A 26,230-nucleotide genomic window follows, 5' to 3' on the forward strand; every position below is an offset into this window, starting at 1 on the left:
AAGCGAGTTGAACTCGCTTCTCTCATTGTAAGCCGTTGTGCCGTAAATGCCTCAACTTCTCTCGTCCCAATGGGCTACTACATTGCGTACATCAATATGCGTAAAGCTGTTATACCGCCCCGTAGAGCACTCTTTGTGAACTTCCTCAACATAGTCTGCCACTCTGTCCGGATGAATATTCATAATGCTAATATCTGCGGCCATGCCCAGAACGTGTTGACTCCCTTTTGCACCGCCTATTTTTTGATTATAGCCCGCACACCGGCATGCAGAATTTATGATTAGCGGCATAGCAAAATAGTCACGAATGTCTTCCAGAACTTCGTTTAATTTCTTATCGACCACAGCGAATCCACATCCACAGCGGCAGGCAAATTCCTGACGATTGAAATGTGTAGAGATATCTCCCATGCTTGTCTCCGCGCTCAGTTTAAAATGAGTCAATGCTGTCCACAGAAATAGTAACCAGCAAAACCTGGTGGGAGAAAAGTATAAAGAGGCGCGGCGGTGCAAAATTGAGCGAATCCCCCTCTTCTGCCGCAGCGATCGCTACGCTCGTTATTTACAGTTTTGTGAATACTTAACACCTTGATCACACTTCGTTGTGAAACTGCACAGAAGGTTTTTGAAACGCTGTTTTCATTTTCCTTTTGCGCTTTTTTCAGCGTATAATGGGTATCTGGTCGCTATTGAATGGTTTCAGCTCATTGAACTGTAAAATTCAACTATCACATCGCATACTCCCGTTTTGGGCTGAAACTCAAGCACACATTACTCTGCACGCTTTTTTGATGTCACCTATCCTTAGGCTGTGGCATCGCAACTTTCGCAACACAGGTTTGACTCCGCGGCGGTGCGCCCCCGGAGCACTATTCTCCTATCCTTCACAACTTAAAGACTAAGACTGTCATGAAAAAGACCAAAATTGTTTGCACCATCGGCCCGAAAACCGAATCCGAAGAGATGTTGACCAAAATGCTGGACGCCGGGATGAACGTTATGCGTCTTAACTTCTCTCACGGTGACTATGCAGAACACGGTCAGCGTATCCAGAACCTACGCAACGTGATGAGCAAAACCGGCAAAAAAGCCGCTATTTTGCTGGATACCAAAGGACCGGAAATCCGTACCATTAAGCTGGAAGGTGGCAACGACGTCTCCCTGAAGGCAGGTCAGACCTTCACCTTCACTACCGATAAATCCGTAGTCGGTAACAATGAAATCGTTGCTGTAACCTATGAAGGTTTCACCACCGACCTCTCCGTCGGTAATACCGTGCTGGTTGATGACGGTTTGATCGGTATGGAAGTGACCGCCATCGAAGGCAACAAGGTTGTCTGTAAGGTGCTGAACAACGGCGACCTCGGCGAAAACAAAGGTGTCAACCTGCCAGGCGTCTCTATCGCTCTGCCGGCGCTGGCTGAGAAAGACAAACAGGATCTGATTTTTGGCTGTGAACAGGGCGTCGATTTTGTTGCAGCGTCCTTTATCCGTAAACGTTCCGACGTTGTTGAGATCCGCGAGCACCTGAAAGCGCACGGCGGCGAAAACATTCAGATCATCTCCAAGATCGAAAACCAGGAAGGCCTGAACAACTTTGACGAAATCCTCGAAGCGTCTGACGGCATCATGGTTGCCCGCGGCGATCTGGGCGTTGAAATCCCGGTTGAAGAGGTTATCTTCGCGCAGAAGATGATGATTGAAAAATGTATCCGCGCACGCAAAGTGGTGATCACCGCTACCCAAATGCTGGACTCTATGATCAAAAACCCGCGTCCTACCCGCGCTGAAGCTGGTGACGTGGCTAACGCCATCCTCGACGGTACCGATGCTGTCATGCTCTCCGGTGAGTCCGCTAAAGGTAAATATCCGCTGGAAGCCGTGACCATCATGGCAACCATCTGCGAACGTACCGACCGCGTGATGACCAGCCGTCTGGACTTCAACAACGACAGCCGTAAGCTGCGTATCACCGAAGCCGTCTGTCGTGGCGCGGTAGAGACTGCTGAAAAACTGGAAGCGCCGCTGATTGTTGTTGCGACTCAGGGCGGCAAATCCGCTCGCGCAGTGCGTAAATACTTCCCGGATGCCACTATCCTTGCGCTGACCACCAACGAACTGACTGCTCGTCAGCTGGTGCTGAGCAAAGGTGTTGTCGCGCAGCTGGTAAACGAAATTGCCTCTACCGATGACTTCTATTTGCAGGGCAAAGAGATTGCGCTGGAGAGCGGCCTGGCACAGAAAGGTGACGTTGTGGTAATGGTTTCCGGTGCGCTGGTTCCAAGCGGTACTACTAATACTGCTTCTGTACATGTACTGTAATTATTAACAGCTCTATTAATTTGCAATAAAAGCGCCTTCCGGGCGCTTTTTTTATTCCATCAATAGCTGTTATCAATAGAAATGCAAATCGGCTTAAACTATTTAACGTCGTATTTCATAAGATATATCCGATGAAAGTGGTCTGTTTTCACACAGTTTTTTTGCCTCCCCCGCTAAAGTCGATGCATCTTTGAGCGAACGATCAAATTTAGGGGTATTCCCATCAAAAAAATATTCTCAACATAAAAAAGTTTGTGTAATACTTGTAACGCTACATGGAGATTAACTCAATCTAGAGGGTATTAATAATGAATCGTACTAAACTGGTACTGGGCGCGGTAATCCTGGGTTCTACTCTGCTGGCAGGTTGCTCCAGCAACGCTAAAATCGACCAGCTGTCTTCTGACGTTCAGACTCTGAACGCTAAAGTTGACCAGCTGAGCAACGACGTGAACGCAATCCGTTCTGACGTTCAGGCTGCTAAAGATGACGCAGCTCGCGCTAACCAGCGTCTGGACAACCAGGCTCACTCTTACCGTAAGTAAGAGTTCCTGTAATAAAATGGCGCACACTGTGCGCCATTTTTTTTGCCTGCGATTTATCAACTTCTATCGCTACTGCGTCATCGTCAAGCCTGAACTCTCACTCCCTGCTTCGGTCACTGCTGAAGAACCGCTGTTGTGTGCTGACAGCACCGCTGTCGGACCCGATTCGCTCTTTGCTACCGGGACGCTCACTGGGTAGCCTGCACGCCGTAGCATTGCTTTATCAATCGTTAACCGATCCCCTCCCGCCTGGCGAATGCTATCGCTAAAGGTCGCCGTCAGCGAAATAGGCACGGTTTGCGTATTCTCCTCCGGCTGCTGCGAAAGCGGACGGTGCACCTCGATATACTGTTTGCCGTCAGGCTCCACGGAGTACTTCACAGGCTCGTTAATGATGCGCACCGGCATCCCGGTTGATGCCTGAGAAAAGAGCGCCTGGATGTCAGGAGCGGCCATACGGATACATCCGGAGCTGACGCGCAGGCCGACGCTGTCAGGCGCGTTAGTCCCGTGAATGAGATATTCTCCCCTTCCCTCCGCCAGACGCAGCGCAAAGCGTCCTAACGGGTTATTAGGCCCCGCAGGAACAACAGTGGGTAGCGTGATGCCCTTCGCCAGCGAGCGCGCTCGTATGCCCGCTGGTGGTGTCCAGGTGGGGTTAGGTATCTTCTGGCTTACTCGAGTCAGCGTGACGGGCGTTTCAAGTCCCTGCTGACCAATGCCAATAGGATAGACCTGCACGCTGTTTTCACCCGGCGGATAGAAATAGAGCCGTAGCTCGGCCAGATTAATCACGATCCCCTCCCGGGGCGTATCAGGCAACAGCATCTGCGTAGGGATCGTCATTACCGTTCCCGGTTTCGGCACCGGCGCAATGGTGTTGTTTGCTTCGATGAGCAGCATTGCGGGCGTATCAAAATGGCGGCCTATTGCCTGCAGGTTACGATCCTGTGGCTGTACGGTATAGGTCTGATTCTGCCCAATGAGACGGCTACCCGGCGGCGGCAGTAAATAGTCTGCCGCCTGGGCAGTTTGAATAGCGCTAAAAGCGCTGATAAGGCTAACTGTTATTAGAGACGCGCGTTTCATACTGAAGTTCCCGTATTCACTGGCCCAGCGCCAGAAAGCTGAAAATTACGTGAGGCGGATATCCGCCTCACGTAACAGGATGAAAGCTATATAAACAGTTTAGCTAATGTTAGCGGCTTTGTTACGAATTGCGCGGATCATCGCTTCCAGCCCCTGGGAGCGCGAAGGGGTGAGGTGCTGGGCAAGGGCCATTTTTTCAAACCAGGGTCGGACATCAAAAGCGACAATATCCTGCGGCGTCATCTGCTGATACAGAATAAAAACTACGGCGATAAGCCCTTTGACAATGGCCGCGTCGCTGTCTCCCTGAAGCTCAATGATGCCGCTCTCGTTTTGCTGCATAACGATCCATACCTGGCTCTGGCAGCCCTGAATGGTGTTTTCGGCGCTATGCGCCTGCTCGCTCAGCGCCGGCAGACGCTGACCCAGCTCGATAATGTAGAGATATTTCTCTTCCCAGTTAGCGCAGCGCGTAAAATTACGCAGCAGTCGCTCTTTATCGGGTAATTCAGCCATAACCGCTCCTTTGTTAGCCCAGCAGCTGATGAATACGTTTCAGCCCGGCTACCAGACGATCCACCTCTTCCTGGGTGTTGTAAATAGCCAGCGATGCACGACACATTGCCGGAACGTTATAAAACGCCATCAGCGGCATTGCACAGTGGTGACCAGTACGTACTGCAACGCCGTAGTTATCCAGGAAGCTCCCCACGTCATAGGCGTGATGCTTACCTAAATTGAATGCAATGACGCTCTGGCGGTGCGCAGGTCCATACAGCGTGATATCTGGCACACTGGCCATTTCAGCCAGCGCATATTCCATCAATGACTGCTCGTAAGTCTGTATATTATCGAGGCCCAGCGCGCTGACGTACTCTATCGCCGCACCGAGAGCAATAATCCCGCCGGTGTTCGGCGTTCCGGCCTCAAAGCGCCAGGGAGCCCGGGCATAGGTTGTGCCGTCCTTCAGGCTGACGGTAGCGATCATCGACCCGCCCCCTTCCCATGGCGGCATTGCCTGGAGAATCTCCTCCTTGACATAGAGAATACCGATGCCAGTCGGTCCGTAGAGCTTGTGCGCAGAGAAGGTGTAGAAGTCGCAATCCAGCGCCTGGACGTCAACGGTATGGTGCATCACGGCCTGGGCACCGTCCACCAGCACCTTCGCACCATGCTGATGGGCTAACGCGGTCATCTCCGCAACAGGGTTTTCAGTACCCAACACGTTTGAGACATGGGTAATGGCCAGCAGGCGGGTGCGATCGTCAAGCAGCTCGCGCCAGACGTCCAGCTGCAGCGTGCCGTCGGGGTTGAGTGGGATCACCCGCAGCTCCGCGCCAGTTCGCTCACACAGCATCTGCCATGGAACAATATTGGCGTGGTGTTCCATCATCGTAATGATGATGTTGTCCCCCGCCTGGATTTGACTGCTGCCCCAGCTGTTCGCCACCAGGTTAATGCCCTCGGTGGTGCCGCGAACAAAAATAAGCTCTTCTGCCGTCCGGGCATTAAGAAAACCGGCCGCCTGGGCGCGCACATTCTCCATCCGCTGCGTTGCCTCTGCGCTCAGGGTATGGATCCCCCGGTGCACGGCCGCGTAGCCGTGGCGGTAGAACTCGGCCTCGGCGTCAATAACCTGATTGGGTTTCTGCGCGCTGGCGGCGCTGTCGAGATAGGCCAGCGGCACGCCGTTAACTTCACGCCCCAGAACGGGAAAATCCGCCCGTACGTCGCTCACGGAATAGCTCATGCGTTGCCCCCTGCCAGGCGCTGACCGATACGACTCAACACCTGCTGCTTTAACGCCTCGTCACTGATGGCTTCCGTCAGTTCAGCGGCAAAGGCATAGATAATCATCTGCTGCGCGGCCTGTTGATTGATACCACGCGAGCGCAGGTAAAACATCTGTTCATCATCAATGCGGCCGACGGTCGCTCCGTGGCTGCACTTTACATCGTCGGCATAGATCTCCAGCTGCGGTTTAGTGTCCACCTCCGCCAGTCTACCCAGCAGCAGATTGTTGTTGGTCATCTGCCCGTCGGTCTTGATGGCGTGTTGCGCCACGTTAATCATGCCGTTAAATACCGCCCGGCCTTTGTCGCTGACGATGGTTTTATGTAGCTGACGGCTATTACAGAAGCCTTTATTATGCTCAAGCCAGGTGCGGGTATCGCACACCTCATTGTTAACCGGCATCGCCAAGCTGTTAATGCGCAGCGTGGTGTTTTCACCGTTGAGCTGGGTGCTGGTATTATGGCGCAGCACTGCCCCGCCGAGCAGGAAGCTGTGGCTCCAGGCGGCGGCATCGGCAGCCATAAAGAGATCGTTATGAGCAAAGTGGTAGCTACCCGCGTTCTCAAAGGCCAGCTTCACATGGTGCAGCTGCGCGTTAGCACCAACGTTCATCGTCAGGCGCGAGCCGGTGAAATGGCTTCTGTCGTTCAGGCTGACGTAGTGCTCATAGATAGTCGCCTCTGCGCTCTCGGCCAGCTCGAGATGGTGACGGTAATGGGCGGTGTTCATCTCCTCACCGTCCATCCCCTGGGTAATGTGCATTAAGAGCAACGGCTTAGAAGGCCGTTGGTTACGCGCCACGCGAATGTACGTCACGCTCATCGCAAGGCTTTCGGTCAGATGTAAAAATACCTCCGGCTGAACCGCCGCAGGCAGCGCGCTACGCTCGTCGCCGATCGTCACGCTGTACCCACTGTTATCAAGGCTGTCGCTCAGGTCTGCATTAAACTGTCCATCAACAAAGACCAGCCGCAGGGCATCCACCGGCAGTGCCAGGGCATCACGCTGTTCGACACTGATACGGCTGCTTTTCGCGACAAACTGACTCTTCAGCAGCCCATCCAGCGAGGTATATTTCCAGTCCTCATGCTTGCGCGTCGGCAGGCCTAAGCGCAACATCTGCTGCAGGTGCTGCTGGGCCTGCTCTGAACGGTTTCCGCTCTGGGCCTCGAACAGGTGATGCCACTGCTGCAGCGCGTTACTGCTGTTCGGTAAGCCAGCCATAGCCCTGCTCCTCCAGCTGTTTAACCAGCGTAAAATCACCTGATTTTACAATCCGCCCCTGATAGAGAACATGCACATAGTCAGGTTTGATGTAGTCCAGGATGCGCTGATAATGGGTAACAATAATAAACGCGCGCTTGTCGTCACGCAGGGAGTTCACGCCGTCGGCAACGATCTTCAGCGCATCGATGTCCAGACCGGAGTCTGTTTCATCAAGAATGCACAGCTCAGGCTCCAGCACCGCCATCTGCAAAATGTCATTACGCTTTTTTTCACCGCCGGAAAAGCCGACGTTGACCGAACGCGTAAGCAGATCTTCCGGCATCTTCAGCAGCTTGATCTTCTCTTCCATCAGATCCTGGAAATCGAAACGGTCTAGCTCCTCCTGGCCACGATGCTTGCGTACCGCGTTAAGGGCGGTTTGCAGGAAGAACTGGTTGCTGACGCCGGGGATCTCCACCGGGTATTGGAAGGCCATAAAGACGCCTTCCCCCGCGCGCTCCTCCGGGTCCAGCTCCAGCAGATCTTTACCTTTAAACTGGACGCTGCCGCCTGTGACTTCATAATCTTCCCGGCCGGCCAGGGTGGCTGACAGCGTGCTTTTACCGGAGCCGTTGGGTCCCATAATGGCGTGCACCTCACCGGGACGCACCTCAAGGCTCAGGCCACGCAGGATCTCTTTATCTTCAACGGATACCTGTAAATCTTTAATACTTAACATAGGGATTCCCTTATTCCTTAACCGACGCTGTGTTCAAGGCTAATTGCCAGCAGTTTTTGTGCTTCTACGGCAAACTCCAGCGGCAGCTCGGAGAAGACATCTTTACAGAAGCCGTTAACAATCATGGATATCGCATCCTCTTCGCTAATGCCGCGCTGCAGGCAGTAGAAGAGCTGATCTTCACCAATGCGCGACGTAGTCGCTTCGTGCTCTAGTTGGGCGCTGTTATTGCGGCACTCGACGTAGGGGAAGGTATGCGCCCCACAGTCCGGCCCAATCAGCATGGAGTCGCACTGGGTAAAGTTACGTGCGTTAGTCGCCGTCGGCATGATTTTCACCAGCCCGCGATAGCTATTCTGGCTCTGCCCCGCCGAGATCCCTTTCGAGATGATGGTCGATTTGGTGTTTTTCCCGATGTGGATCATCTTGGTGCCGGTATCAGCCTGCTGATGACCACTGGTCAGCGCCACGGAATAGAACTCACCGATGGAGTTATCGCCGCGCAGGATAACGCTGGGGTATTTCCAGGTGATTGCCGAGCCGGTTTCTGACTGCGTCCAGGACATCTTGCTGTTCTCGCCTTCGCACAGTGCGCGCTTGGTGACGAAGTTCAGGATGCCGCCGGTATTGTTATCCCCGGGGAACCAGTTCTGCACTGTGGAGTATTTGACCTCCGCGTCTTTATGGATAATCACTTCAACGACCGCCGCATGAAGCTGATAGCTATCGCGCACCGGGGCCGAGCAACCCTCAATGTAGCTAACGTAGCTCCCCTCATCGGCCACCAGAATGGTGCGCTCGAACTGGCCTGTTTTCTCGGCGTTAATACGGAAATAGGTCGACAGCTCCATCGGACAGTGCACGCCTTTCGGCACGTAGATAAAGGTGCCATCGGAGGCGACGGCGGCGTTCAGAGCCGCAAAAAAGTTATCGTTGCCCGGCACGACGGTACCGAGATATTTCTTCACCAGCTCGGGGTGATCGTGGATAGCCTCACCAAACGAGCAGAAGATAATCCCCTGCTCCGAGAGTTTCTCCCGGTAGGTGGTCGCCACGGAAACCGAGTCAAAAATGGCATCGACTGCCACTTCGCGGCCTTCACGCACCGGAACACCCAGCTGGTTAAACGCCTCTTCCACCTCGTTGGTCAGGAAGGCGTTGGCCCCCGTCTGCTGCACTGCTCCCGGCTCAGAGGCACAGGTGTCGTCGCAGTTACCGCATGAGGGTGCGGAGTAGTAGCTGTAATCCTGATAGTTGAGCTTATCGTAGTGCGCCTTGAGCCAGTGCGGCTCTTCCATGGTCAGCCAGGCCCGGTAGGCGTTCAGGCGGAACTCAAGCATCCATTCAGGTTCATTTCGTTTGGCCGAGATAGCCCGCACAACATCCTCATTGATGCCGTGAGCCATCTCGTCAGTTTGTAACCGGGTAAAAAAGCCCTCTTTATAGTTAAGGTGGCCTGACCAGGTCTGGACATCGTCCATTGCTTCAGTTTTATGAGACTCAACATTACGAGACATAGTACCGCCTATACCCCAAAGCTTTCACCACAGCCGCACTCGTGCTGAGCTTTCGGATTATAAAATTTAAATATCTGGTTTAATCCTTCACGCACATAATCGACGGTTGTTCCATCAATGAAGGGCATTGCCTGTAGAGGGACATACAGGCGCGCACCGTCTAACTCAAACAGCAGATCGTCTTTTGCTGGTTCGGTCACGGTATCCAGTACGTAGCCGAAACCTGCACAGCCTGTCTGTTTGATGCCGAGACGCACCCCGTTCAGCTCCGGCTGCTTGCTGGTTAATGCACGAATATGTTCCGCCGCTGCAGGGGTCAGTATTAATCCCTGCCAGCCCGGATTGTTTGGATCGAAAGTCCCTGAATGCAATTCCATAGGTTTACCTCACACGATTACGTCAGAAGGACATAACGCTATGTTAGTGATAATGATTATCACTTCAACCTCTAATCCGCAGGGTTATTCGCGTTAGATGTCCTTTTTGAACACTTCTATTAAGCATAGACCCTGCTGCCAGGGTTATCAGGAAAGGATTGACTTAAGTAATTTATTGATATTAATGGATTTTAAAAGAGGATAACATGCTTCTTATAACAAAAATGAAACATGTATAGGCAATGCCTATTTATGCGATTAGAGTAGCTGGCACTAAAATAATTTACTTAGTTATAAAATCCAATCTGTAATTGGCTAAAAAACGTGCTAAGGTAGTCATTCAACTCAACGGGCCGGAGGGGTTATCCCCAATCTCAAGTTCAAGTGCCCTGTCTGCAACGGTTCTAAGTTCAACTTCACAACTTTTTGCCCTGACATACATCACCCCCACGGGGCCGTCTGTTCCGTTTGCGGAATCAGACTCACTGCGAAAACCACCATCCCGAAAAGGCGGCGATGGAAAAAAGTTGCATGAACGCAGGCCTCGCGTGAGGCCTGCCTGAACAAGCCGCCCGCATCAGCAGGCAGCGTTAACTAAGAATCAGAGATAGAGCGAGGCTTCGCCCATAGGACGCGTTTTAAAGCGGCGATGGATCCACAGATACTGCTCAGGGGCGCGCATAATTTCGCGCTCAATCACCCGGTTCATGTAGCTTGCCGCTTCGAACTCATTATCCACCGGGTAGTCCGTCAGCGCCTCGCCGATATGCAGCTGATAGCCGGAACCGTCAGGTTTACGCACCATTGTCACCGTCAGCATTGCCGAACCGGAGAGGCGTGACAGCACATAGGTACCGTTGGTCGTGGCAGCATTGACGGAGAAAAACGGGGCAAAGGTGCTGCCCTTGCGGCCATAGTCCTGATCGGGAGCAAACCAGACCGCTTCGCCCTTACGTAGCGCGCTAACCAGGCCTTTCAGGTTGCGACGATCGATCATCGATTTATTGGATCGCATACGGCCTCGGGTCTGCACCCACTCCATCACCGGACTGTTGTGCTGACGATAGGTAGCCATCATCGGCTGGCACAAACCCATCACCCGACCACCCAGCTCCAGCGACATAAAGTGCACGCCAACAACCATCACGCCATTATATTTTTTCTGCGCCTCGACCAGGTTTTGATAGCCTTCCACGTCGAACCAGCGGCGTACCCGTTTGTCCGGCCAGAACCAGGCCATACCGGTCTCGATCAGACCCATGCCCAATGACATAAAGTTCCTGTCGATGAGCGTCTCGCGCAGCGCGGGCGTCATTTCAGGGAAGCAGAGCTCAAGGTTGCGCCGGGCAATGCTTTCCCGCCGTTTTAAGAACGGACGCGCTACACGGCCAAGGCCGGTGCCGAAGCGGTAGAGCAAAGGATACGGCAGCTGAACGAGAAGCCAGAGAACGGCAAGGCCAAACCAGGTTGACCAGTGACGGGGATGCAGAAAAGCCAGTTTAAACGAAGCGCACATAACCTTGTTACCTTTAAGCTTATAATAAGTAGCGCTTAAGGAAACAACGAATCCCTTCATTAGGTCAGTCAGCGTTACGGTCTTCGATTAAGACAAGAGTTTTAGCCGAAGATTCAATCGCGCGGATTTTAGCATGTTTTTAAAAAACTACATCTGGGGAAGAAAAAAATAGATTGGTAGGAAACGGCAGGCCTAACCTGCCGCAAAATCTCAGACGACGGCGGTAGTCAGCCGTGATGAACAGCACAGCCGATCCTGCTCATCAAAGATATCAATTTGCCAGACCTGATGACGGCCACCGGTATGCAGCGCGGAACAGACGCCCCGCACCCGGCCACTGCGTACGGCGCGAATATGGTTGGCGTTGATCTCAATACCCACTACGTTGTGCTCGCCCTCGGTGCAGAGATAGCCCGCCACTGAGCCAAGGGTTTCCGCCAGCACCGCCGACGCGCCACCGTGCAGCAGACCAAACGGCTGATGTGTGCGGGCGTCAACGGGCATTGAGGCCTCAAGCACATCGTCACCGATGCGCTCGAAGCGGATATCAAGCAGTCCTACCATATTGCCCTCGCCCATTGCGTTCAACGCGTCGAGGGTAGCCGTACGTTTCCAGATCATCCCATTATCTCCAGCAGAGCCTGTAGCGGATGGCGCACGCCGCTACCCTCAATGCGCTTCACCTGGCTGCGGCACGAGTACCCCGTCGCCAGGCAGCGGTTGCGCGGCAGACGCTGCATTGCCTGGTGCCAGGATAGCTCGTAGATCCCCAGCGAGTTAGTATGATTGTTAACCTCATGGCCGTAGGTTCCGGCCATGCCGCAGCAGCCGACGCTAACGTTTTCAAGTTTCGCGCCAAAGCGGGCAAAAATGTTTGCCCACTGTCCCGGCGCGCCCGGTAGCGCGGTGACCTCGGTACAGTGGCCAAACAGATACCAGGCCTCACCGCCCGGAGCCTGCTCCTCACGTGTAGCCAGCGCGGCGGGTAGCCATTCGTGCACTAGCTGAACGTTAAATTCCCCTCGCTTGTCCCCTAACGTCTGCTTGTACTCATCGCGATAGCAGAGCACCAGCGCCGGATCGACGCCGACCATCGGCATGCCCAGCTTCGCCACCCGCGTGAGGAAATCAGAGGTTTTTTGCGCCGTTTTGGCAAAGCGCGTCAGGAAACCTTTGATGTGCTGCGCCTTACCGTTCGGGGAGAATGGCAGCACCACCGGCTGGTAGCCCAGCCTCTCTACGAGACGGACAAAATCGCCGACTACCTGAGCGTCGTAGTAGCTGGTAAAGGGATCCTGCACCACCAGCACCGTTTTTGCTCTCTGCTCTTCGTTAAGCTGCTCCAGCTCGTCGAGGGTCATATTGGCTGAGCGATGCCCAACCATCTGCTGCTGGAGGGAAGGCACCGACAGCAGAGGCAGATCAACCATTCCAATATGGGTAGCCGACAGGGAGCGTACCCACGGCTGGCTCATAAAGAAGTTAAAAGTCTTCGGCGCTCGGGCCATCAGCGGGGCATAGTTCTCCACGCTAGCAATAACGTGGTCGCGCAGCGGACGCAGATAGCGGGTGTGATAGAGCTGGAGGAAGCGCGAGCGAAACTCCGGCACGTCAATTTTAATCGGGCACTGGGTCGAGCAGGCCTTGCACGCCAGACAGCCGGACATCGCCTCTTTCACCTCGTGGGAGAAGTCATACTCGCCGTGGCGGGCGTGCCAGCTGTTACGGGTACGCTCGATCAGACTCCGCAGGCTGGCGCGTTTTTCCGGCAGCTCCTTCTCCAGCTTGATGGGATCAACACCGCGGTCCGCCAGCAGCCGCAGCCATTCACGCACCAGCGTGGCACGGCCTTTAGGCGAGTGGATACGGTTGCTGGTGATTTTCATCGATGGGCACATCGGACTTTTTGCATCAAAGTTAAAGCACAGCCCGTTGCCGTTGCACTCCATCGCCCCACGCCACGAGGAGCGTACGCTTATCGGGATCTGTCGATCAAAGGTGCCGCGCTTCACGGCATCGACCTGCATCATAGGGGCATCGACGCCCGCTGGCGGACAGATCTTGCCAGGGTTGAGTCGGTTCTGCGGATCGAACGCCGCTTTGACTTTGCGCAGCTCGCCGTAGAGCTGCTCGCCGAAGAAGGCCGGGCTGTATTCAGCGCGGAAACCCTTACCGTGCTCACCCCAGAGCAGACCGCCATACTTCGCCGTCAGGGCCACGACGTCGTCGGAGATCTTTTTCATCAGCATCTCCTGCTGCGGATCGCACATATCCAGCGCCGGGCGAACGTGCAGCACCCCTGCATCCACATGACCAAACATGCCGTAGTTCAGCCCGTGGCTGTCAAGCAGGGCGCGAAATTCAACAATATAGTCCGCCAGGTGTTCAGGCGGCACGCAGGTATCCTCTGCAAAGGGGATCGGCTTTGCCGCGCCTTTGGCATTCCCCAACAGCCCGACCGCTTTTTTGCGCATCGCATAGATACGCTCAATTCCTGCCAGCTCGCTGCATACCTGCCAGCCGATCACTCCGCCCTCCTCGGCAGCAATCAGTGCATCCAAACGCTGGCAAAGGGCGCTGACCCGCTCATCAATCAGCTCCGCATCGTCACCAGCAAACTCAACGATGTTCAGCCCCAGCAGGGTTTTATCCGGCACGTCGGTAATTAAATCGTGCACGGAGTGCCAGACAATATCCTCCCGCGCCAGGTTGAGCACCGCAGAGTCAACGGTCTCAACCGACAGCGCCTGAGCCTCAACCATAAAGGGGGCGTTGCGTAGCGCCGAGTTAAAGGAGTCATATTTGACGTTGACCAGCCGACGAACCTTCGGCAGCGGCGTGATATCCAGCCGCGCTTCAGTAATAAAGGCCAGCGTCCCCTCTGAACCCGTCAGGATACGGGTGAGATCGAAGGTGGTCATCTCATCATCAAAGACGTGTCGCAGATCGTAGCCGGTCAGGAAACGGTTTAGCTTGGGAAACTTATCGATAATCAGCTGACGATGGTTATAGCAGCTCTCATAGACGGTTTTATAGATCCGTCCCTGGGCAGTCTGCGCCTTGCCGAGAGTGCGTGCCAGCTCCAGCGATACTGGCTGCGTATCCAGCAGGTCACCCCCCAATAGCACGGCCCGCACGCCCAGCACGTGGTCTGAGGTTTTACCGTAAACAAGCGATCCCTGCCCGGAGGCGTCAGTATTGATCATGCCGCCAAGGGTGGCGCGGTTGCTGGTGGAGAGCTCGGGGGCGAAGAAGAAACCGTACGGTTTCAAAAACTGATTAAGCTGATCTTTGATCACTCCGGCTTCCACGCGTACCCAGCCCTCTTCGGGGTTTATTTCAAGGATGCGGTTCATATAACGGGAGAGATCGACAATGATGCCCTGGTTTAGCGCCTGGCCGTTGGTGCCTGTCCCCCCGCCGCGCGGGGTAAAGACCAGCGACTGGAAGCGGGCCTCACCGGCAAGCCGGGTGATCAGAGAAACATCGGCGGTTGAACGGGGAAAAACCACTGCATCGGGGAGAAGCTGGTAAATACTGTTATCGGTCGCCATGGTTAGCCTGTCGGCGTAATCCGTGGCGGTATCACCTGTAAAACCCTGTTGCTCCAGTGCCTGCAAAAAATTTAGCACCAGCTGAACGACACCGGGTGCTTGAGAAATCTGTGGGATCATTACCGTTGACCCTGCCTGACTGTTAATGTTGTAAGTGTATCGTTTGCGTTGTGAGTTTATCGTTGTATCACATTTTTTTATGCTACGCCCCTTTGAATTACAGGCAAAATAGCGCGGTCAGAACACGCTGAAATAAACAGCCGTATTCTTGAATTAAACAGACTCCGCGCCGACGGTTCGGCGAAAACAAAAAGGTGGATAGATCTTATGATCAATAGTCGTCAGCCCGGGGATGTGGCTCAGATCCTGCTCTCGGTGCTGTTTTTAGCCGTTATGATTGTTGCCTGTTTATGGATAGTGCAACCTTTCATTCTTAGCTTTGCATGGGCAGGTACCATCGTCATTGCCACCTGGCCGCTGTTTTTACGCTTCCAACGTGTACTGGCGGGCCGTCGATCCCTGGCGGTGTTGTGTATGACGGTGATCTTAATCCTGGTATTTGTTATTCCTATTGCCCTGTTGGTTAATAGCCTTGTTGACGGCAGCGGCCCGGTGATCCGCGCGATTACCTCAGGCGATCTGACGCCACCGGATTTGGCCTGGCTGAAGAGCATTCCGCTGGTAGGACACAATCTCTATCTCGGCTGGCATAACCTGCTGGATATGGGCGGCAACGCAATCATGGCTAAGGTGCGTCCCTATCTGGGCGCGACCACGACCTGGTTCGTTGGCCAGGCGGCCCACATTGGCCGCTTTATGATGCACTGTGCGCTGATGCTGCTGTTCAGCGCCCTGCTATTCTGGCGCGGAGAGCGGGTCGCCCAGGGCATCCGCCACTTTGCAACTCGGCTGGCTGGTCGTCGTGGCGATACCGCCGTGCTGCTGGCAGCCCAGGCGATCCGCGCCGTGGCACTCGGCGTCGTCGTGACCGCGCTGGTACAGGCGGTGCTGGGCGGCATTGGGCTGGCCGTTACCGGCGTCCCCTATCCGACCCTGTTTACCGTCGTCATGATCCTCTCCTGTCTGGTGCAGATTGGTCCGCTGCCGGTGCTGATCCCGGCCATTATCTGGCTCTACTGGAGCGGGGATACCACCTGGGGTACGGTGCTGCTGGTCTGGAGCTGCGTGGTGGGTACGCTGGATAACGTCATCCGCCCGGTGCTGATCCGCATGGGAGCCGATTTGCCGCTGATTCTGATCCTCTCCGGCGTTATTGGCGGACTGATTGCCTTTGGCATGATTGGCCTGTTTATTGGTCCGGTTCTGCTCGCCGTGTCATGGCGTCTTTTTGATGCCTGGGTTCGCGAAGTCCCTCCCCCGGACGAGGTTAAAGATAATCTGCTGGAACAGGTTAGCGATCACAAATTGGATAATAAATAGTCAATAAAGCGGGGGAACCCGCTTTACTATTAAGCCCCGCTTATCAATTATTTATATTTCCTTTCTGGTCGGACCCTTCAACTCACTATATATACGCTATATCTCCTATTTTGCTTGTCGCAAAATCGTAACTTATGGTTAACTATTGAGACGAATCTGATCGACGCTAATAAGGGGTATGCCTACTATTAAGGCACGGTTATAAATCAAGGCTTTGATTTATAAGCATGGAAATCCCCTGAGTGAAACAACGAATTGCTGTGTGTAGTCTTTGCCCATCTCCCACGATGGGCTTTTTTTTTAGGTTCAAAATCTACGCTTGTCTAGTAGATAAGCGTTAAATGATAGAGAATCTGCATGGGGTAAAGGTATGATAGCGACTCTCATTGCTAAGGCTGTTTTAGCCTTTCGAAGCGTTGACCGCTGAGGGCTTCTTTGTTGCGGCATTTTTTTTAATCAGATAATACAAGCGGTAAACCTGATTTACAATTTTCCCACTGATGTTGTGTTTGAACAGGTTCAGTAGGACTCAATGAACTACCTTCTGGATAGTCCTTCATAATTTAAGCCTTCCACGGGTTTTCTACGTTAATACGTTTGCACTGATAATTAAAATCGTTATCACCTACAAGCGATGCACTAACGGCTTTACCTTTTAAATAATTAACTTCCAGCGTTGCAAAATTCCAAACATGGGGAAAGCTGTCAATAGTTAAATAACCTGTATCATCATTATTAAAGTTATAACTTACTTTCTGCGCATCAACCCCATTAGGATAAATGATATGATTCTGTTCACCTAAATTATGGTTATGGGCTACCAACCCTACGCTATACCAGTTCTCCGGTACTTCTGATTTTTCAACGCTGGAAGAATAACGCCCTGCATTGAAAGTAAGATTCAAATCACCATTGCAGGCAAACTCTACGTTATCTGGATAAATGTAATCACCAGCTACTAAAATATTATCACCGTAACCTGTAGGAATAATTTTATCTGTTCTGGTTGGTGTTAAATCGTTATTGACTGGTAAAGCTGTATGTTCAGGAGGTGGAACTTTTCCACCTTGACGAACAGAGGCAGCCCTGCCACCACAAATAGAACCATCAGCGGCTATATCATCTGGATAGGTACAACTACCAGCCATAGCAGAAGCGCTTAGTGCCATTAATACCACTAACAATGTTTTATTCACTTTCAACTTCTCCAGCCACTAATTAATGAGTGCTGCACCATCGCATTATCAATAGTTCATTTAAGCTTTTTTTGCATAGCGCCATAATTAAAACGCTGGACACAAAAATTATCCAAATAGCCCCTACAGGCTCTATCTCCACAAAACCTGCCACAGCAGACCTACATCGAAAGAACACGCATCATCATCAATCAAACTAATCCCAAAAGCCATTAGCTTAGCCTCTGGACGGGTAGGCCGTACCAGATGCTATATATTATCCGGGGAAGTTTTCTATGCAGCATAACGTTAACATGCTCGCCACGACTGGTAACTAAAAATATAAAATCTTGACGATAAAATCCTCGGCCCATAATTATATTTAGGTATTATAGCCTTATAGGATTTATAATGACGCCACCCATGCATTATGTTTATATGTCGATCAGCTGTCAACAGAGCCAGATTACTCTTAAGCACAAATACATCAAAACACCACAAATAGCTTAGGATAGTGTTATTAATGTTAGTGGTGAGTATAGAGTTTTGATGCATCGCAATAATCACTATGTTACCGATAAAATATTTCCACCCTAAAGATTGCACAAAAAAGCCAGACCGGGGTCTGGCTTTGTATTCAATAACAGTCGAAATTATCGGGTGCGATCGTGTGTGGTTACCTGACGCGGCTGAGTGCGGCGTCCCACCATGCCCATTGCACCTGCCAGTACCGCTTCAATCAGCAGCATAAAGAAGGTGAACCAGCTGGCTTTGGCCGTAGCGGCTGCCGCTTTCTCACCCGCTTCACGGGCTTTCTGCTCCGCCTGCGCTTTCAGCTCATCAAATTTCGCCCGCGCTTCCTGATAACTTTTTTCCGTCTGAGCAACTATCTGCTCCGCTTCGGCATCAGATTTACCGGTACGCGCCTGAATAATATTTTTCAGTGCTTCACGGTCGGCTGCCTGGAAGGTGCTCTGATTTCTGTCGATTAAGCCTTTAATAAAACCGGCGATATCAGTATCAGCCGTCTGCGGGGTGTTAGCCGTCGCTGCCGCCTGGTTCTGAGCATTGTTGGCTTCATTCTGCGCCTGATTTTGCAGCGCCTCTGGCTGCAGTTCCGGTTTCCCAGTTTGTCGCAGCGTGGTTTCAAGCTCGTCCTGTAAGCTGTCGAGATTAATATTATTCTCTGCGAGTTTTTCTTTCGCCATATCCTTAACTGACGGTGCAACCGCCGTGACGCCACTGCCTACCGCCTGCAAACCAGCCCCCAAAATATTCATGGCACCGGTGACCGCACTGTTCGCCAGCATAACGACGAACCAGGCGCTAATGATGGTGTTGACGCCAAACATCAACAGACCATGTAAAGCACCCTCTCGCTGTGCCAGCCTGCCGCTGGCATAGGCCCCTGCGGCAATGGCGATCAGCATGCTCAAGCCAGTCCAGATGGCCGCTCCCATGCCGATACCCCCCATCGGATCTTGCTCTTCCAGAGGATCGATAGTGCTGGCACCAATCGCGGTGCCGAGAATAGAAAGGATTAGGTAGAGCACCATTGAAATAATGACACCGGCAAACACTGCACTCCATGAAATACGTTTTAGGGGGACGCCTCTACCCGGCGTATATATGTCATCGTAATCGTTTCGGACATGTACATGTTGATCGGCCATCTTTTCTTCTCCCTTATAACCTTACGGCTTATGTCGCAATTTTCGACGGTTAAAAAAATAGAGCTGGAATGGCTTCAGCTTTAGCCTCTGTAAGGGTAGTTCGATATGGGTAAATAAACCAAGGCGTCGTCACATCAACAGAAATTGTTTCGACCAAAGACAAATCGGTAACAAATAAAAAAGCCTCCCCGGGCTGGGGAGGCTTTAAGAAGATGATGAACTATTACTTGATTTCAGCGAGGCTTAGCCAGGTTTGAACTACGGTATCCGGGTTCAACGACAGGCTGTCGATCCCCTCCTCCATCAGCCAGGCAGCAAAGTCCTCGTGATCGGATGGTCCCTGACCACAGATACCGACATATTTGCCCTCTTTTTTCGCCGCGCGGATTGCCATCGAGAGCAGCGCTTTAACCGCCTCGTTACGTTCGTCAAAGAGTTCAGATACGACGCCGGAGTCGCGATCCAGGCCCAGCGTCAGCTGCGTCATATCGTTCGAGCCGATAGAGAAACCGTCAAAGTGCTCAAGGAACTGCTCCGCCAGCAGGGCGTTGGACGGAATTTCGCACATCATGATCACCTTCAGCCCGTTCTCGCCGCGCTTCAGACCCTGACGCGCCAGCTCATCTACTACCGCTTTCGCCTGATCAACGGTTCGGACGAACGGGATCATAATTTCGACGTTGGTCAGCCCCATATCATTACGCACGTATTTTACCGCCTCGCACTCAAGGGCAAAGCAGTCGCGGAAGCTATCAGAGACATAGCGGCCCGCGCCACGGAAGCCGAGCATCGGGTTCTCCTCTTCCGGCTCGTAGCGCTCCCCACCTACCAGATTTGCGTACTCGTTGGATTTAAAATCGGAGAGCCGCACGATAACGCGTTTCGGCCAGAAGGCCGCGCCAAGGGTGGCAATACCTTCGCTCAGTCGCCCGATGTAGAAGTCCTTCGGTGATTTGTAACCCTTCATCATCTCACGAATTTCGTTTTGCAGGCCCGGCTCCTGGTCGTCGAACTCCAGCAGCGCACGCGGGTGCACGCCAATCATGCGGTTGATAATAAACTCCAGACGCGCCAGTCCAACGCCTTCGTTTGGCAGGCAGGCGAAATCAAAAGCGCGATCCGGGTTGCCGACGTTCATCATGATCTTCAGCGGTAGATCGGGCATGGTATCTACGCTGGAACTCTGCACGCTAAAGTCGAGCATCTCGGCATAGACATAGCCGGTATCACCTTCAGCACAGGAGACGGTGACTTTCTCGTCATCGCGAATGCGTTCGGTCGCATCACCGCAGCCCACCACCGCCGGGATGCCCAGCTCGCGAGCAATGATCGCTGCATGACAGGTACGGCCGCCGCGGTTGGTCACGATCGCCGCCGCCTTTTTCATGATCGGCTCCCAGTCCGGGTCGGTCATGTCCGTTACCAGCACATCACCAGGCTGAATACGGTTCATTTCGCTGATATCGTGAATGACCTTCACCGGGCCAGCGCCAATGCGGTGTCCAATGGCACGGCCTTCGGCAACGACTTTACCCTGAGCATGAAGCGTATAGCGCTCCATAACCTGACCACGGGAACGCACGGTTTCCGGACGGGCCTGCACGATAAACAGCTTGCCGGTATGACCATCTTTTGCCCACTCGATATCCATCGGGCGACCATAGTGTTGCTCAATCAGCACCGCCTGCTTCGCCAGCGCCTGAACTTCATCATCGGTCAGGGAGAAAATGTCGCGGTCAGCTTCAGGAACATCTTCAATTTTTACCTGCTTACCATGCTCCTGGCTCGGGGCATAGACCATGCGGATCTTTTTCGAGCCCATGGTGCGGCGCACAATGGAAGGGCGGTCGTTCGCCAGCGTCGGCTTGTGCACGTAAAACTCGTCCGGGTTAACCGCCCCCTGGACGACCATCTCGCCCAGCCCCCAGGCAGAGGTGATAAACACCACCTGATCGAAGCCGGATTCCGTATCGATGGAGAACATGACGCCGGAAGAGGCTAAGTCCGAACGTACCATGCGCTGCACGCCGGCAGAGAGCGCCACACCACGGTGGTCGTAGCCCTGATGCACACGATAGGAGATGGCGCGATCGTTAAACAGTGAAGCAAAGACGTGCTTCACCGCCACCAGCACCGCATCGTAGCCTTGAACGTTGAGAAAGGTCTCCTGCTGACCGGCAAACGAGGCATCCGGCATATCTTCCGCCGTGGCGGATGAGCGCACCGCGAACGACGCCTCGGCATCACCCTCCGAAAGCTGGTCATAGGCCTCATGGATGGCTTTTTCCAGCTCCGGCTGGAAAGGGGTATCGATGATCCATTGCCGGATCTGCGTCCCGGCCTTCGCCAGTTCGCCTACATCATCAATGTCCGTTTTATCCAGCAGTTCGTAGATACGCTGGTTGACGCCGCTTTGATCGAGAAACTGATTGAACGCATCCGCCGTGGTAGCGAATCCGTTCGGGACAGATACGCCAGTTTCAGACAGGTTAGTAATCATTTCACCCAGGGAGGCATTTTTGCCCCCAACGCGGTCAACATCATTCATGCCGAGTTGGTTATACCAGAGCACCAGCGGTGACGAGCCATTGTTGGACATCGGACAATCCTTTTTTGATATATGATTGAGTTAGCAACACCTGACGTACCTATTTATCCTGGCATAACTGGCTCGCTTAAAAAAACGGTGAATCGTTCAAGCAAATTTATTTTTCTATTTTTCGGACAGTTTCACGCTATTTTGTAACCTGCTGATTTGGTTGCACTCTATTTGAGATTTTTTGTATACATGAAAAATAAAAGTGAAATGTACATTTCAGTAAAAATAAAAACGGCATTTCATTTTGTGCAAATGCGCAATGCGCAGTAGTATGGTACCTAAATTATTTTTAGCGTTAACACCATCATGCAAACGGGGGATAAAAAATGGAAAATTCAGCCGATCGCCAGGTGTTTTATATTTCTGATGGTACGGCCATTACGGCAGAAGTGCTCGGGCATGCGGTCATGTCGCAGTTTCCCGTTGCCATTCACAGCATCACGCTGCCGTTCGTCGAAAACGTCCAGCGTGCCAATGCGGTCAAGGAGCAGATTGATGCCATTTTTCAGCAGACAGGCGTGCGGCCGCTGGTCTTTTACTCTATCGTCATGCCGGAGATCCGCAGCATCATTACCCAGAGCCAGGGCTTCTGTCAGGATATCGTCCAGGCGCTGGTTGCTCCGCTCCAGCAGGAACTTAAGCTCGATCCTAGCGCAGTCGCCCACCGTACCCACGGACTCAATCCAGGGAACCTGACGCGATATGACGCCCGTATCGCTGCGATTGACTACACTCTTGCCCACGACGACGGCATCTCCATGCGCAATCTGGAGCAGGCACAAGTGATCCTGCTCGGGGTCTCCCGCTGCGGCAAAACGCCCACCAGCCTCTATCTGGCGATGCAGTTTGGCATTCGCGCTGCTAACTACCCCTTTATTGCCGATGATATGGATAATCTGGTGCTGCCCGCTGCCTTGAAACCGCTTCAGCATAAGCTGTTTGGCCTGACCATCAATGCCGAACGCCTGGCAGCGATCCGCGAAGAGCGCGTCGAGAATAGCCGTTATGCCTCAATGCGCCAGTGCCGGCTTGAGCTGGCCGAGGTGGAAGCTCTGTACCGTAAAAACAATATCCCCTACCTGAACAGCACCAACTACTCGGTTGAGGAGATTGCCACTAAGATCCTCGATATTATGAAACTGAATCGCAGCATGTACTAATTAGCTAGTACAATTCGCCATTTTCCGCTATCATTGCCCGCAGCATTGTGATGTGCATCACGCTCATACTTGAAAACGTCAAGGATTGGTTTATCGTGATGCCCATCACTTCCGGCAGGTCTGCCGTTGAAGCCACAAATTTCTGAGATAAGTCATGAACAAAACTGATGAACTCCGCACTGCGCGCATAGAGAGTCTGGTGACCCCGGCCGAGCTGGCCCAGCGGTATCCTGTCTCCCGGCCGGTGGCGGAACACGTTAACGCCTCGCGTCGGCGGATTGAGAGAATATTAAACGGCGAAGATCGCCGACTGCTGGTCATTGTGGGTCCCTGCTCGATCCACGACCTTGATGCAGCGATGGATTACGCTCACCGGCTGCAGGGGCTGCGCGAAAAACACCAGGATACGCTTGAGATTGTCATGCGTACCTATTTTGAGAAGCCCCGTACCGTCGTGGGCTGGAAAGGACTGATCTCCGATCCGGATCTTAATGGTAGCTATCGAGTCAACCACGGTATGGAGCTGGCGCGTAAGCTGCTATTACAGGTAAATGAGCTGGGCGTACCGACGGCTACCGAATTTCTTGATATGGTGACCGGGCAGTTTATTGCCGATCTCATCAGCTGGGGGGCAATCGGGGCGCGCACCACCGAAAGCCAGATCCATCGTGAGATGGCCTCGGCGCTCTCCTGTCCGGTAGGCTTTAAAAACGGTACGGATGGCAATACCCGCATTGCGGTTGACGCCATTCGTGCCTCACGGGCGAGTCATATGTTCCTCTCCCCGGACAAGAACGGGCAGATGACCATCTATCAAACCAGCGGTAACCCCTATGGCCACATCATTATGCGCGGCGGCAAGACGCCTAACTACCACGCCGAGGCGATTGCCGAGGCCTGCGGAACGCTGAGCGAGTTCTCCCTGCCTGAACATCTGGTGGTGGATTTCAGCCACGGCAACTGCCAGAAGCAGCATCGTCGCCAGCTTGATGTATGCGACGACGTTTGCCAGCAGATCCGCAGCGGTTCGACAGCCATTGCCGGGATCATGGCGGAGAGTTTCCTCCAGGAAGGGACGCAGAAGATTATCGCCGGGCAACCGCTCACCTACGGGCAGTCGATTACCGACCCGTGCCTACACTGGGAAGACACGACGCTGCTGATGGAGAAGCTCTCCGACGCCGTGGCAACCCGCCTCTGAAATACTGCCCGCCGTGGCGGGCAGCCTTCTCTAGCTTGAACAGCTTACTTCCAGATGCTTACCCCAGTCAGGTGGTCGGCTGACGTAGTCATCACTGCGATCGCTAAAGGGATCGCGTAACGCCATGTGCAGACGCTCCAGCTCTTGGGTGTCGCCCTGTTCAGCATCGCTGATGGCCCGCTGGGCCAGCCAGTTACGCAGCACCAGCGCCGGGTTAACGCTTTTCATCTGTTGCTGGCGCTCGGCGTCATCAATCTGCTCGCTCTGCAGCCGCGCACGATAGTCGCTAAACCAGGCGTCAAATCCGCCGCGATCGATAAACTCATCGCGCAACGGCGAGCTGGCGCTGTGTTGTTCAGTGCTGCTCAACATGCGGAACGTTCGGGTGTAGTCGCTGCCCTCTCGCGCCATCAGAGCAAATAGCGCGTTTAGCAGTTCGTTATCGCCGCGCCGCTCGGTAAACAGGCCCAGTTTACCCCGCAACAGTTTTCCGTACTGCTCCAACAGCACCTGCTGATACTCATCCAGCACGTTGTTCAGGGTATCAACATCAATAAAGGGCGACAGTGCCTGAGCAAGACGCTGTAAATTCCACAGGCCAACGGCAGGCTGATTATCAAAACGATAGCGCCCCTGGTAGTCGGAATGGTTGCAAATAAATCCGGGCTGATAATCATCCAGAAAGCCGAACGGACCGTAGTCGATGGTCAGGCCAAGAATCGACATGTTGTCGGTATTCATAACGCCGTGGGCAAAGCCTACCGCCTGCCACTGGGCAATGAGCGTTGCGGTACGTGCAACAATATCCCGCAGCCAGAGCACATATTTGTCGCCCTCATCGGCCAGATGCGGCCAGTGGTGGCGAATGGCAAAGTCGGCCAGCTGGCGGACCTTCTCCGGCTCACGGCGGTAGTAGAAGTGTTCGAAATGGCCGAAGCGCAGATGACTCTCCGCGATGCGCATCAGCATGGCTCCCCGCTCGGTGGTTTCTCGCGCTACCGGCGTGTCGCTGGTGGCAATGGCCAGTGCCCGGGTGGTCGGGATCCCCAGATAGTACATAGCCTCTGAGGCCAGACTTTCACGAATGGTCGAGCGCAGCACGGCGCGTCCGTCACCCATACGGGAGTAAGGCGTCTGCCCTGCCCCCTTAAGGTGCCAGTCCACCGTTTTGCCATCGGCCAACTGCTGCTCGCCGAGCAGGATGCCACGGCCATCGCCCAGCTGACCTGCCCAGACGCCAAACTGATGCCCGCTATAGACCTGAGCCAGCGGCGACATGCCCGGCAGCAGCGTTTCACCGCCCCAGACGCCCGCCCCCTCAGCAGGGGCAAAAAGCGCATCGGGCACGCCCAGCGTCTGGGCCAGCGCAGCGTTATGCCACAGCACGCGTGCATTGCGCAGTGGCGTAGGGGAAAGCGAGGTGTAAAAGCCCGGCAGCTCATCGCGCCAGTGTGTAGTAAACGAAAGGGTCATGGTTCCTCCTCTTCCTGTAGTGTAGAAGGTATCAGGAGGAATAAACACTGGCAGAGTGCGCGGTTATCCCTGCACCAGTTGAGTAACCTGCTGTGGAGGCACCGGCGGCCACAGGCGTCCCTGCATTGCGCTAAAGCCAAACGGCGTCACTTTCTTCAGCGTGTGTTCGCTGTCTATGCCCGCAATCATCATTGAGCGGCAGTAAGGTTTTACCTGAGTGACAATAGCCTGCATAAATGGCTGAAACGATCGCGCCCTGAGGCGCTGATTAACAAAATGTTTATCCAGCGCAATGCGGGTAAATAGGCCGTCAAATATGGCCCGGGTCGAGGCCGTGCCCGCACCAAAATTCGTCAGCACCAGGGAATAACGATTAGCCAGCTGAACCAGTAAAGGATTCTCATTCCCCCTGTCCAGCTGCGGGTAATTTTCATTGAGGGTAAACTCGATAAAGGGGAAACGATTTACCGCCGCGGCCAGCTTCTCATCCATTAAAAGTGCACCGGCTATAACCGGAGAAATATTGATCCATGCGATAAGATTATGCTGAATAAAAAAGAGCTGGCAGGTATCAATCAACTCCAGCTGTTCATTAAAAAGCGCAATAGCCTGCTGCGACGTCAGGCGCGGCAGCACCAGCTCTGCAGGAATGCGCACGTCGGGGTCTATACCAACAAAGTTAACGACAATTTCAAGCCCCTGTAGCTGCCCCTGCGCATCGCGCGCCGGGTTGAATAGCAGTTCAGAGCACCAGGCGTTGTCGAGCGATACAATCATTGCGTCTGCTCCACGATCCCAAAATAATTTCAGACAATCCCTTGCCAGTAATAAGATTATCCTGGGAGAAAGA

General features: G+C 53.5%; 21 protein-coding genes and 1 other RNA gene. 6 read left to right on the forward strand and 16 right to left on the reverse strand.

Features of this window, described 5'->3' with window-relative positions:
- Positions 1-51 precede the first annotated feature (51 nt).
- Positions 52-411 carry a D-Ala-D-Ala carboxypeptidase family metallohydrolase gene (locus RTN40_RS10620; RefSeq protein WP_312228427.1) on the reverse strand — a complete coding sequence of 120 codons (360 nt, stop codon included), beginning with the start codon at positions 409-411 and terminating at the stop codon, positions 52-54.
- Positions 412-909: 498 nt separating this feature from the next.
- On the opposite strand from RTN40_RS10620, the gene pykF reads away from it, so the two are divergent.
- On the forward strand, positions 910-2,322 hold the full coding sequence (gene pykF, locus RTN40_RS10625; RefSeq protein ID WP_312228428.1) for a pyruvate kinase PykF: 1,413 nt from the start codon (positions 910-912) through the stop codon (positions 2,320-2,322).
- Between the two features lie 308 nt (positions 2,323-2,630).
- The gene (locus RTN40_RS10630; RefSeq protein WP_007374746.1) at positions 2,631-2,867 is read left to right on the forward strand and encodes a major outer membrane lipoprotein; all 237 of its coding nucleotides are present in this window, start codon (positions 2,631-2,633) and stop codon (positions 2,865-2,867) included.
- A gap of 69 nt (positions 2,868-2,936) precedes the next feature.
- On the opposite strand, the gene RTN40_RS10635 is transcribed toward RTN40_RS10630, so the two are convergent.
- The 10 genes from RTN40_RS10635 to RTN40_RS10680 form a co-directional block, all read right to left on the reverse strand.
- Positions 2,937-3,956, reverse strand: a complete 1,020-nt coding sequence (locus RTN40_RS10635; RefSeq protein ID WP_409418525.1) for a L,D-transpeptidase family protein — start codon at positions 3,954-3,956, stop codon at positions 2,937-2,939.
- Positions 3,957-4,055: 99 nt separating this feature from the next.
- Complete coding sequence (gene sufE / locus RTN40_RS10640; protein WP_312228429.1) at positions 4,056-4,472, reverse strand: cysteine desulfuration protein SufE; 417 nt, start codon at positions 4,470-4,472, stop codon at positions 4,056-4,058.
- 13 nt (positions 4,473-4,485) lie between these two features.
- A complete protein-coding gene (gene sufS / locus RTN40_RS10645) occupies positions 4,486-5,706 on the reverse strand; it encodes a cysteine desulfurase SufS (RefSeq protein WP_312228430.1) in 1,221 nt (406 codons plus the stop codon).
- On the reverse strand, positions 5,703-6,974 hold the full coding sequence (sufD, locus tag RTN40_RS10650) for a Fe-S cluster assembly protein SufD (RefSeq protein WP_312228431.1): 1,272 nt from the start codon (positions 6,972-6,974) through the stop codon (positions 5,703-5,705). The genes sufS and sufD overlap by 4 nt, the downstream gene beginning before the upstream one ends.
- Positions 6,949-7,695, reverse strand: a complete 747-nt coding sequence (sufC, locus tag RTN40_RS10655; RefSeq protein ID WP_312228432.1) for a Fe-S cluster assembly ATPase SufC — start codon at positions 7,693-7,695, stop codon at positions 6,949-6,951. The genes sufD and sufC overlap by 26 nt, the downstream gene beginning before the upstream one ends.
- Positions 7,696-7,712: 17 nt before the next feature.
- A complete protein-coding gene (gene sufB / locus RTN40_RS10660; RefSeq protein ID WP_312228433.1) occupies positions 7,713-9,212 on the reverse strand; it encodes a Fe-S cluster assembly protein SufB in 1,500 nt (499 codons plus the stop codon).
- An 8-nt stretch (positions 9,213-9,220) separates the two neighbouring features.
- A complete protein-coding gene (gene sufA / locus RTN40_RS10665; protein ID WP_312228434.1) occupies positions 9,221-9,589 on the reverse strand; it encodes a Fe-S cluster assembly scaffold SufA in 369 nt (122 codons plus the stop codon).
- Positions 9,590-10,190: 601 nt separating this feature from the next.
- Positions 10,191-11,105, reverse strand: coding sequence for a kdo(2)-lipid IV(A) palmitoleoyltransferase (lpxP, locus tag RTN40_RS10670; protein ID WP_312228435.1), 915 nt, complete (start codon positions 11,103-11,105; stop codon positions 10,191-10,193).
- Positions 11,106-11,315: 210 nt separating this feature from the next.
- Positions 11,316-11,726 (reverse strand): 1,4-dihydroxy-2-naphthoyl-CoA hydrolase, encoded by a 411-nt coding sequence (gene menI, locus RTN40_RS10675; protein WP_312228436.1) that lies wholly within the window; start codon positions 11,724-11,726, stop codon positions 11,316-11,318.
- Complete coding sequence (locus RTN40_RS10680; RefSeq protein ID WP_312228437.1) at positions 11,723-14,779, reverse strand: FAD-binding and (Fe-S)-binding domain-containing protein; 3,057 nt, start codon at positions 14,777-14,779, stop codon at positions 11,723-11,725. Before RTN40_RS10680 ends, menI begins: the two co-directional genes overlap by 4 nt.
- A 207-nt stretch (positions 14,780-14,986) precedes the next feature.
- Here RTN40_RS10680 and ydiK point away from each other — a divergent pair, with 207 nt between their 5' ends.
- Together ydiK and rprA are read left to right on the forward strand one after the other, a co-directional pair.
- Entirely contained in the window at positions 14,987-16,099 is a 1,113-nt protein-coding gene (gene ydiK, locus RTN40_RS10685) for an AI-2E family transporter YdiK (RefSeq protein ID WP_312228438.1), read from the forward strand.
- 195 nt (positions 16,100-16,294) lie between these two features.
- Positions 16,295-16,402: antisense sRNA RprA (gene rprA, locus RTN40_RS10690), an RNA gene on the forward strand.
- A gap of 260 nt (positions 16,403-16,662) precedes the next feature.
- Here rprA and RTN40_RS10695 read toward each other — a convergent pair.
- The 3 genes from RTN40_RS10695 to ppsA form a co-directional block, all read right to left on the reverse strand.
- A complete protein-coding gene (locus tag RTN40_RS10695; protein WP_312228439.1) occupies positions 16,663-17,295 on the reverse strand; it encodes a hypothetical protein in 633 nt (210 codons plus the stop codon).
- 632 nt (positions 17,296-17,927) lie between these two features.
- Positions 17,928-18,947, reverse strand: coding sequence for a hypothetical protein (locus tag RTN40_RS10700; protein WP_312228440.1), 1,020 nt, complete (start codon positions 18,945-18,947; stop codon positions 17,928-17,930).
- A 223-nt stretch (positions 18,948-19,170) separates the two neighbouring features.
- The gene (gene ppsA / locus RTN40_RS10705) at positions 19,171-21,546 is read right to left on the reverse strand and encodes a phosphoenolpyruvate synthase (protein WP_312228441.1); all 2,376 of its coding nucleotides are present in this window, start codon (positions 21,544-21,546) and stop codon (positions 19,171-19,173) included.
- A 326-nt stretch (positions 21,547-21,872) separates the two neighbouring features.
- Here ppsA and RTN40_RS10710 point away from each other — a divergent pair, with 326 nt between their 5' ends.
- On the forward strand, positions 21,873-22,706 hold the full coding sequence (locus tag RTN40_RS10710) for a pyruvate, water dikinase regulatory protein (protein ID WP_312210977.1): 834 nt from the start codon (positions 21,873-21,875) through the stop codon (positions 22,704-22,706).
- Between the two features lie 154 nt (positions 22,707-22,860).
- Positions 22,861-23,907, forward strand: a complete 1,047-nt coding sequence (aroH, locus tag RTN40_RS10715; protein ID WP_312228442.1) for a 3-deoxy-7-phosphoheptulonate synthase AroH — start codon at positions 22,861-22,863, stop codon at positions 23,905-23,907.
- 30 nt (positions 23,908-23,937) lie between these two features.
- On the opposite strand, the gene selO is transcribed toward aroH, so the two are convergent.
- Together selO and RTN40_RS10725 are read right to left on the reverse strand one after the other, a co-directional pair.
- The gene (selO, locus tag RTN40_RS10720; protein ID WP_312228443.1) at positions 23,938-25,380 is read right to left on the reverse strand and encodes a protein adenylyltransferase SelO; all 1,443 of its coding nucleotides are present in this window, start codon (positions 25,378-25,380) and stop codon (positions 23,938-23,940) included.
- A 63-nt stretch (positions 25,381-25,443) separates the two neighbouring features.
- Entirely contained in the window at positions 25,444-26,157 is a 714-nt protein-coding gene (locus RTN40_RS10725) for an EAL domain-containing protein (protein WP_312228444.1), read from the reverse strand.
- Positions 26,158-26,230: the final 73 nt, after the last annotated feature.

The organism is Pseudescherichia sp. (assembly GCF_031987975.1).
Classification (GTDB): Bacteria; Pseudomonadota; Gammaproteobacteria; order Enterobacterales; family Enterobacteriaceae; genus Pseudescherichia.

What these genes read in the sequence shown, in the direction of transcription:
- sufE (WP_312228429.1), bottom strand. Translation starts at nt 4,472, where the DNA reads ATGGCTGAATTACCCGATAAAGAGCGACTGCTGCGTAATTTTACGCGC.
- sufB (WP_312228433.1), bottom strand. Translation starts at nt 9,212, where the DNA reads ATGTCTCGTAATGTTGAGTCTCATAAAACTGAAGCAATGGACGATGTC.
- RTN40_RS10635 (WP_409418525.1), bottom strand. Translation starts at nt 3,956, where the DNA reads ATGAAACGCGCGTCTCTAATAACAGTTAGCCTTATCAGCGCTTTTAGC.
- menI (WP_312228436.1), bottom strand. Translation starts at nt 11,726, where the DNA reads ATGATCTGGAAACGTACGGCTACCCTCGACGCGTTGAACGCAATGGGC.
- RTN40_RS10700 (WP_312228440.1), bottom strand. Translation starts at nt 18,947, where the DNA reads ATGGCCGATCAACATGTACATGTCCGAAACGATTACGATGACATATAT.
- RTN40_RS10725 (WP_312228444.1), bottom strand. Translation starts at nt 26,157, where the DNA reads ATGATTGTATCGCTCGACAACGCCTGGTGCTCTGAACTGCTATTCAAC.
- sufS (WP_312228430.1), bottom strand. Translation starts at nt 5,706, where the DNA reads ATGAGCTATTCCGTGAGCGACGTACGGGCGGATTTTCCCGTTCTGGGG.
- ydiK (WP_312228438.1), top strand. Translation starts at nt 14,987, where the DNA reads ATGATCAATAGTCGTCAGCCCGGGGATGTGGCTCAGATCCTGCTCTCG.
- RTN40_RS10630 (WP_007374746.1), top strand. Translation starts at nt 2,631, where the DNA reads ATGAATCGTACTAAACTGGTACTGGGCGCGGTAATCCTGGGTTCTACT.
- pykF (WP_312228428.1), top strand. Translation starts at nt 910, where the DNA reads ATGAAAAAGACCAAAATTGTTTGCACCATCGGCCCGAAAACCGAATCC.
- sufA (WP_312228434.1), bottom strand. Translation starts at nt 9,589, where the DNA reads ATGGAATTGCATTCAGGGACTTTCGATCCAAACAATCCGGGCTGGCAG.
- aroH (WP_312228442.1), top strand. Translation starts at nt 22,861, where the DNA reads ATGAACAAAACTGATGAACTCCGCACTGCGCGCATAGAGAGTCTGGTG.
- sufD (WP_312228431.1), bottom strand. Translation starts at nt 6,974, where the DNA reads ATGGCTGGCTTACCGAACAGCAGTAACGCGCTGCAGCAGTGGCATCAC.
- lpxP (WP_312228435.1), bottom strand. Translation starts at nt 11,105, where the DNA reads ATGTGCGCTTCGTTTAAACTGGCTTTTCTGCATCCCCGTCACTGGTCA.
- selO (WP_312228443.1), bottom strand. Translation starts at nt 25,380, where the DNA reads ATGACCCTTTCGTTTACTACACACTGGCGCGATGAGCTGCCGGGCTTT.
- RTN40_RS10710 (WP_312210977.1), top strand. Translation starts at nt 21,873, where the DNA reads ATGGAAAATTCAGCCGATCGCCAGGTGTTTTATATTTCTGATGGTACG.
- RTN40_RS10680 (WP_312228437.1), bottom strand. Translation starts at nt 14,779, where the DNA reads ATGATCCCACAGATTTCTCAAGCACCCGGTGTCGTTCAGCTGGTGCTA.
- ppsA (WP_312228441.1), bottom strand. Translation starts at nt 21,546, where the DNA reads ATGTCCAACAATGGCTCGTCACCGCTGGTGCTCTGGTATAACCAACTC.
- RTN40_RS10620 (WP_312228427.1), bottom strand. Translation starts at nt 411, where the DNA reads ATGGGAGATATCTCTACACATTTCAATCGTCAGGAATTTGCCTGCCGC.
- sufC (WP_312228432.1), bottom strand. Translation starts at nt 7,695, where the DNA reads ATGTTAAGTATTAAAGATTTACAGGTATCCGTTGAAGATAAAGAGATC.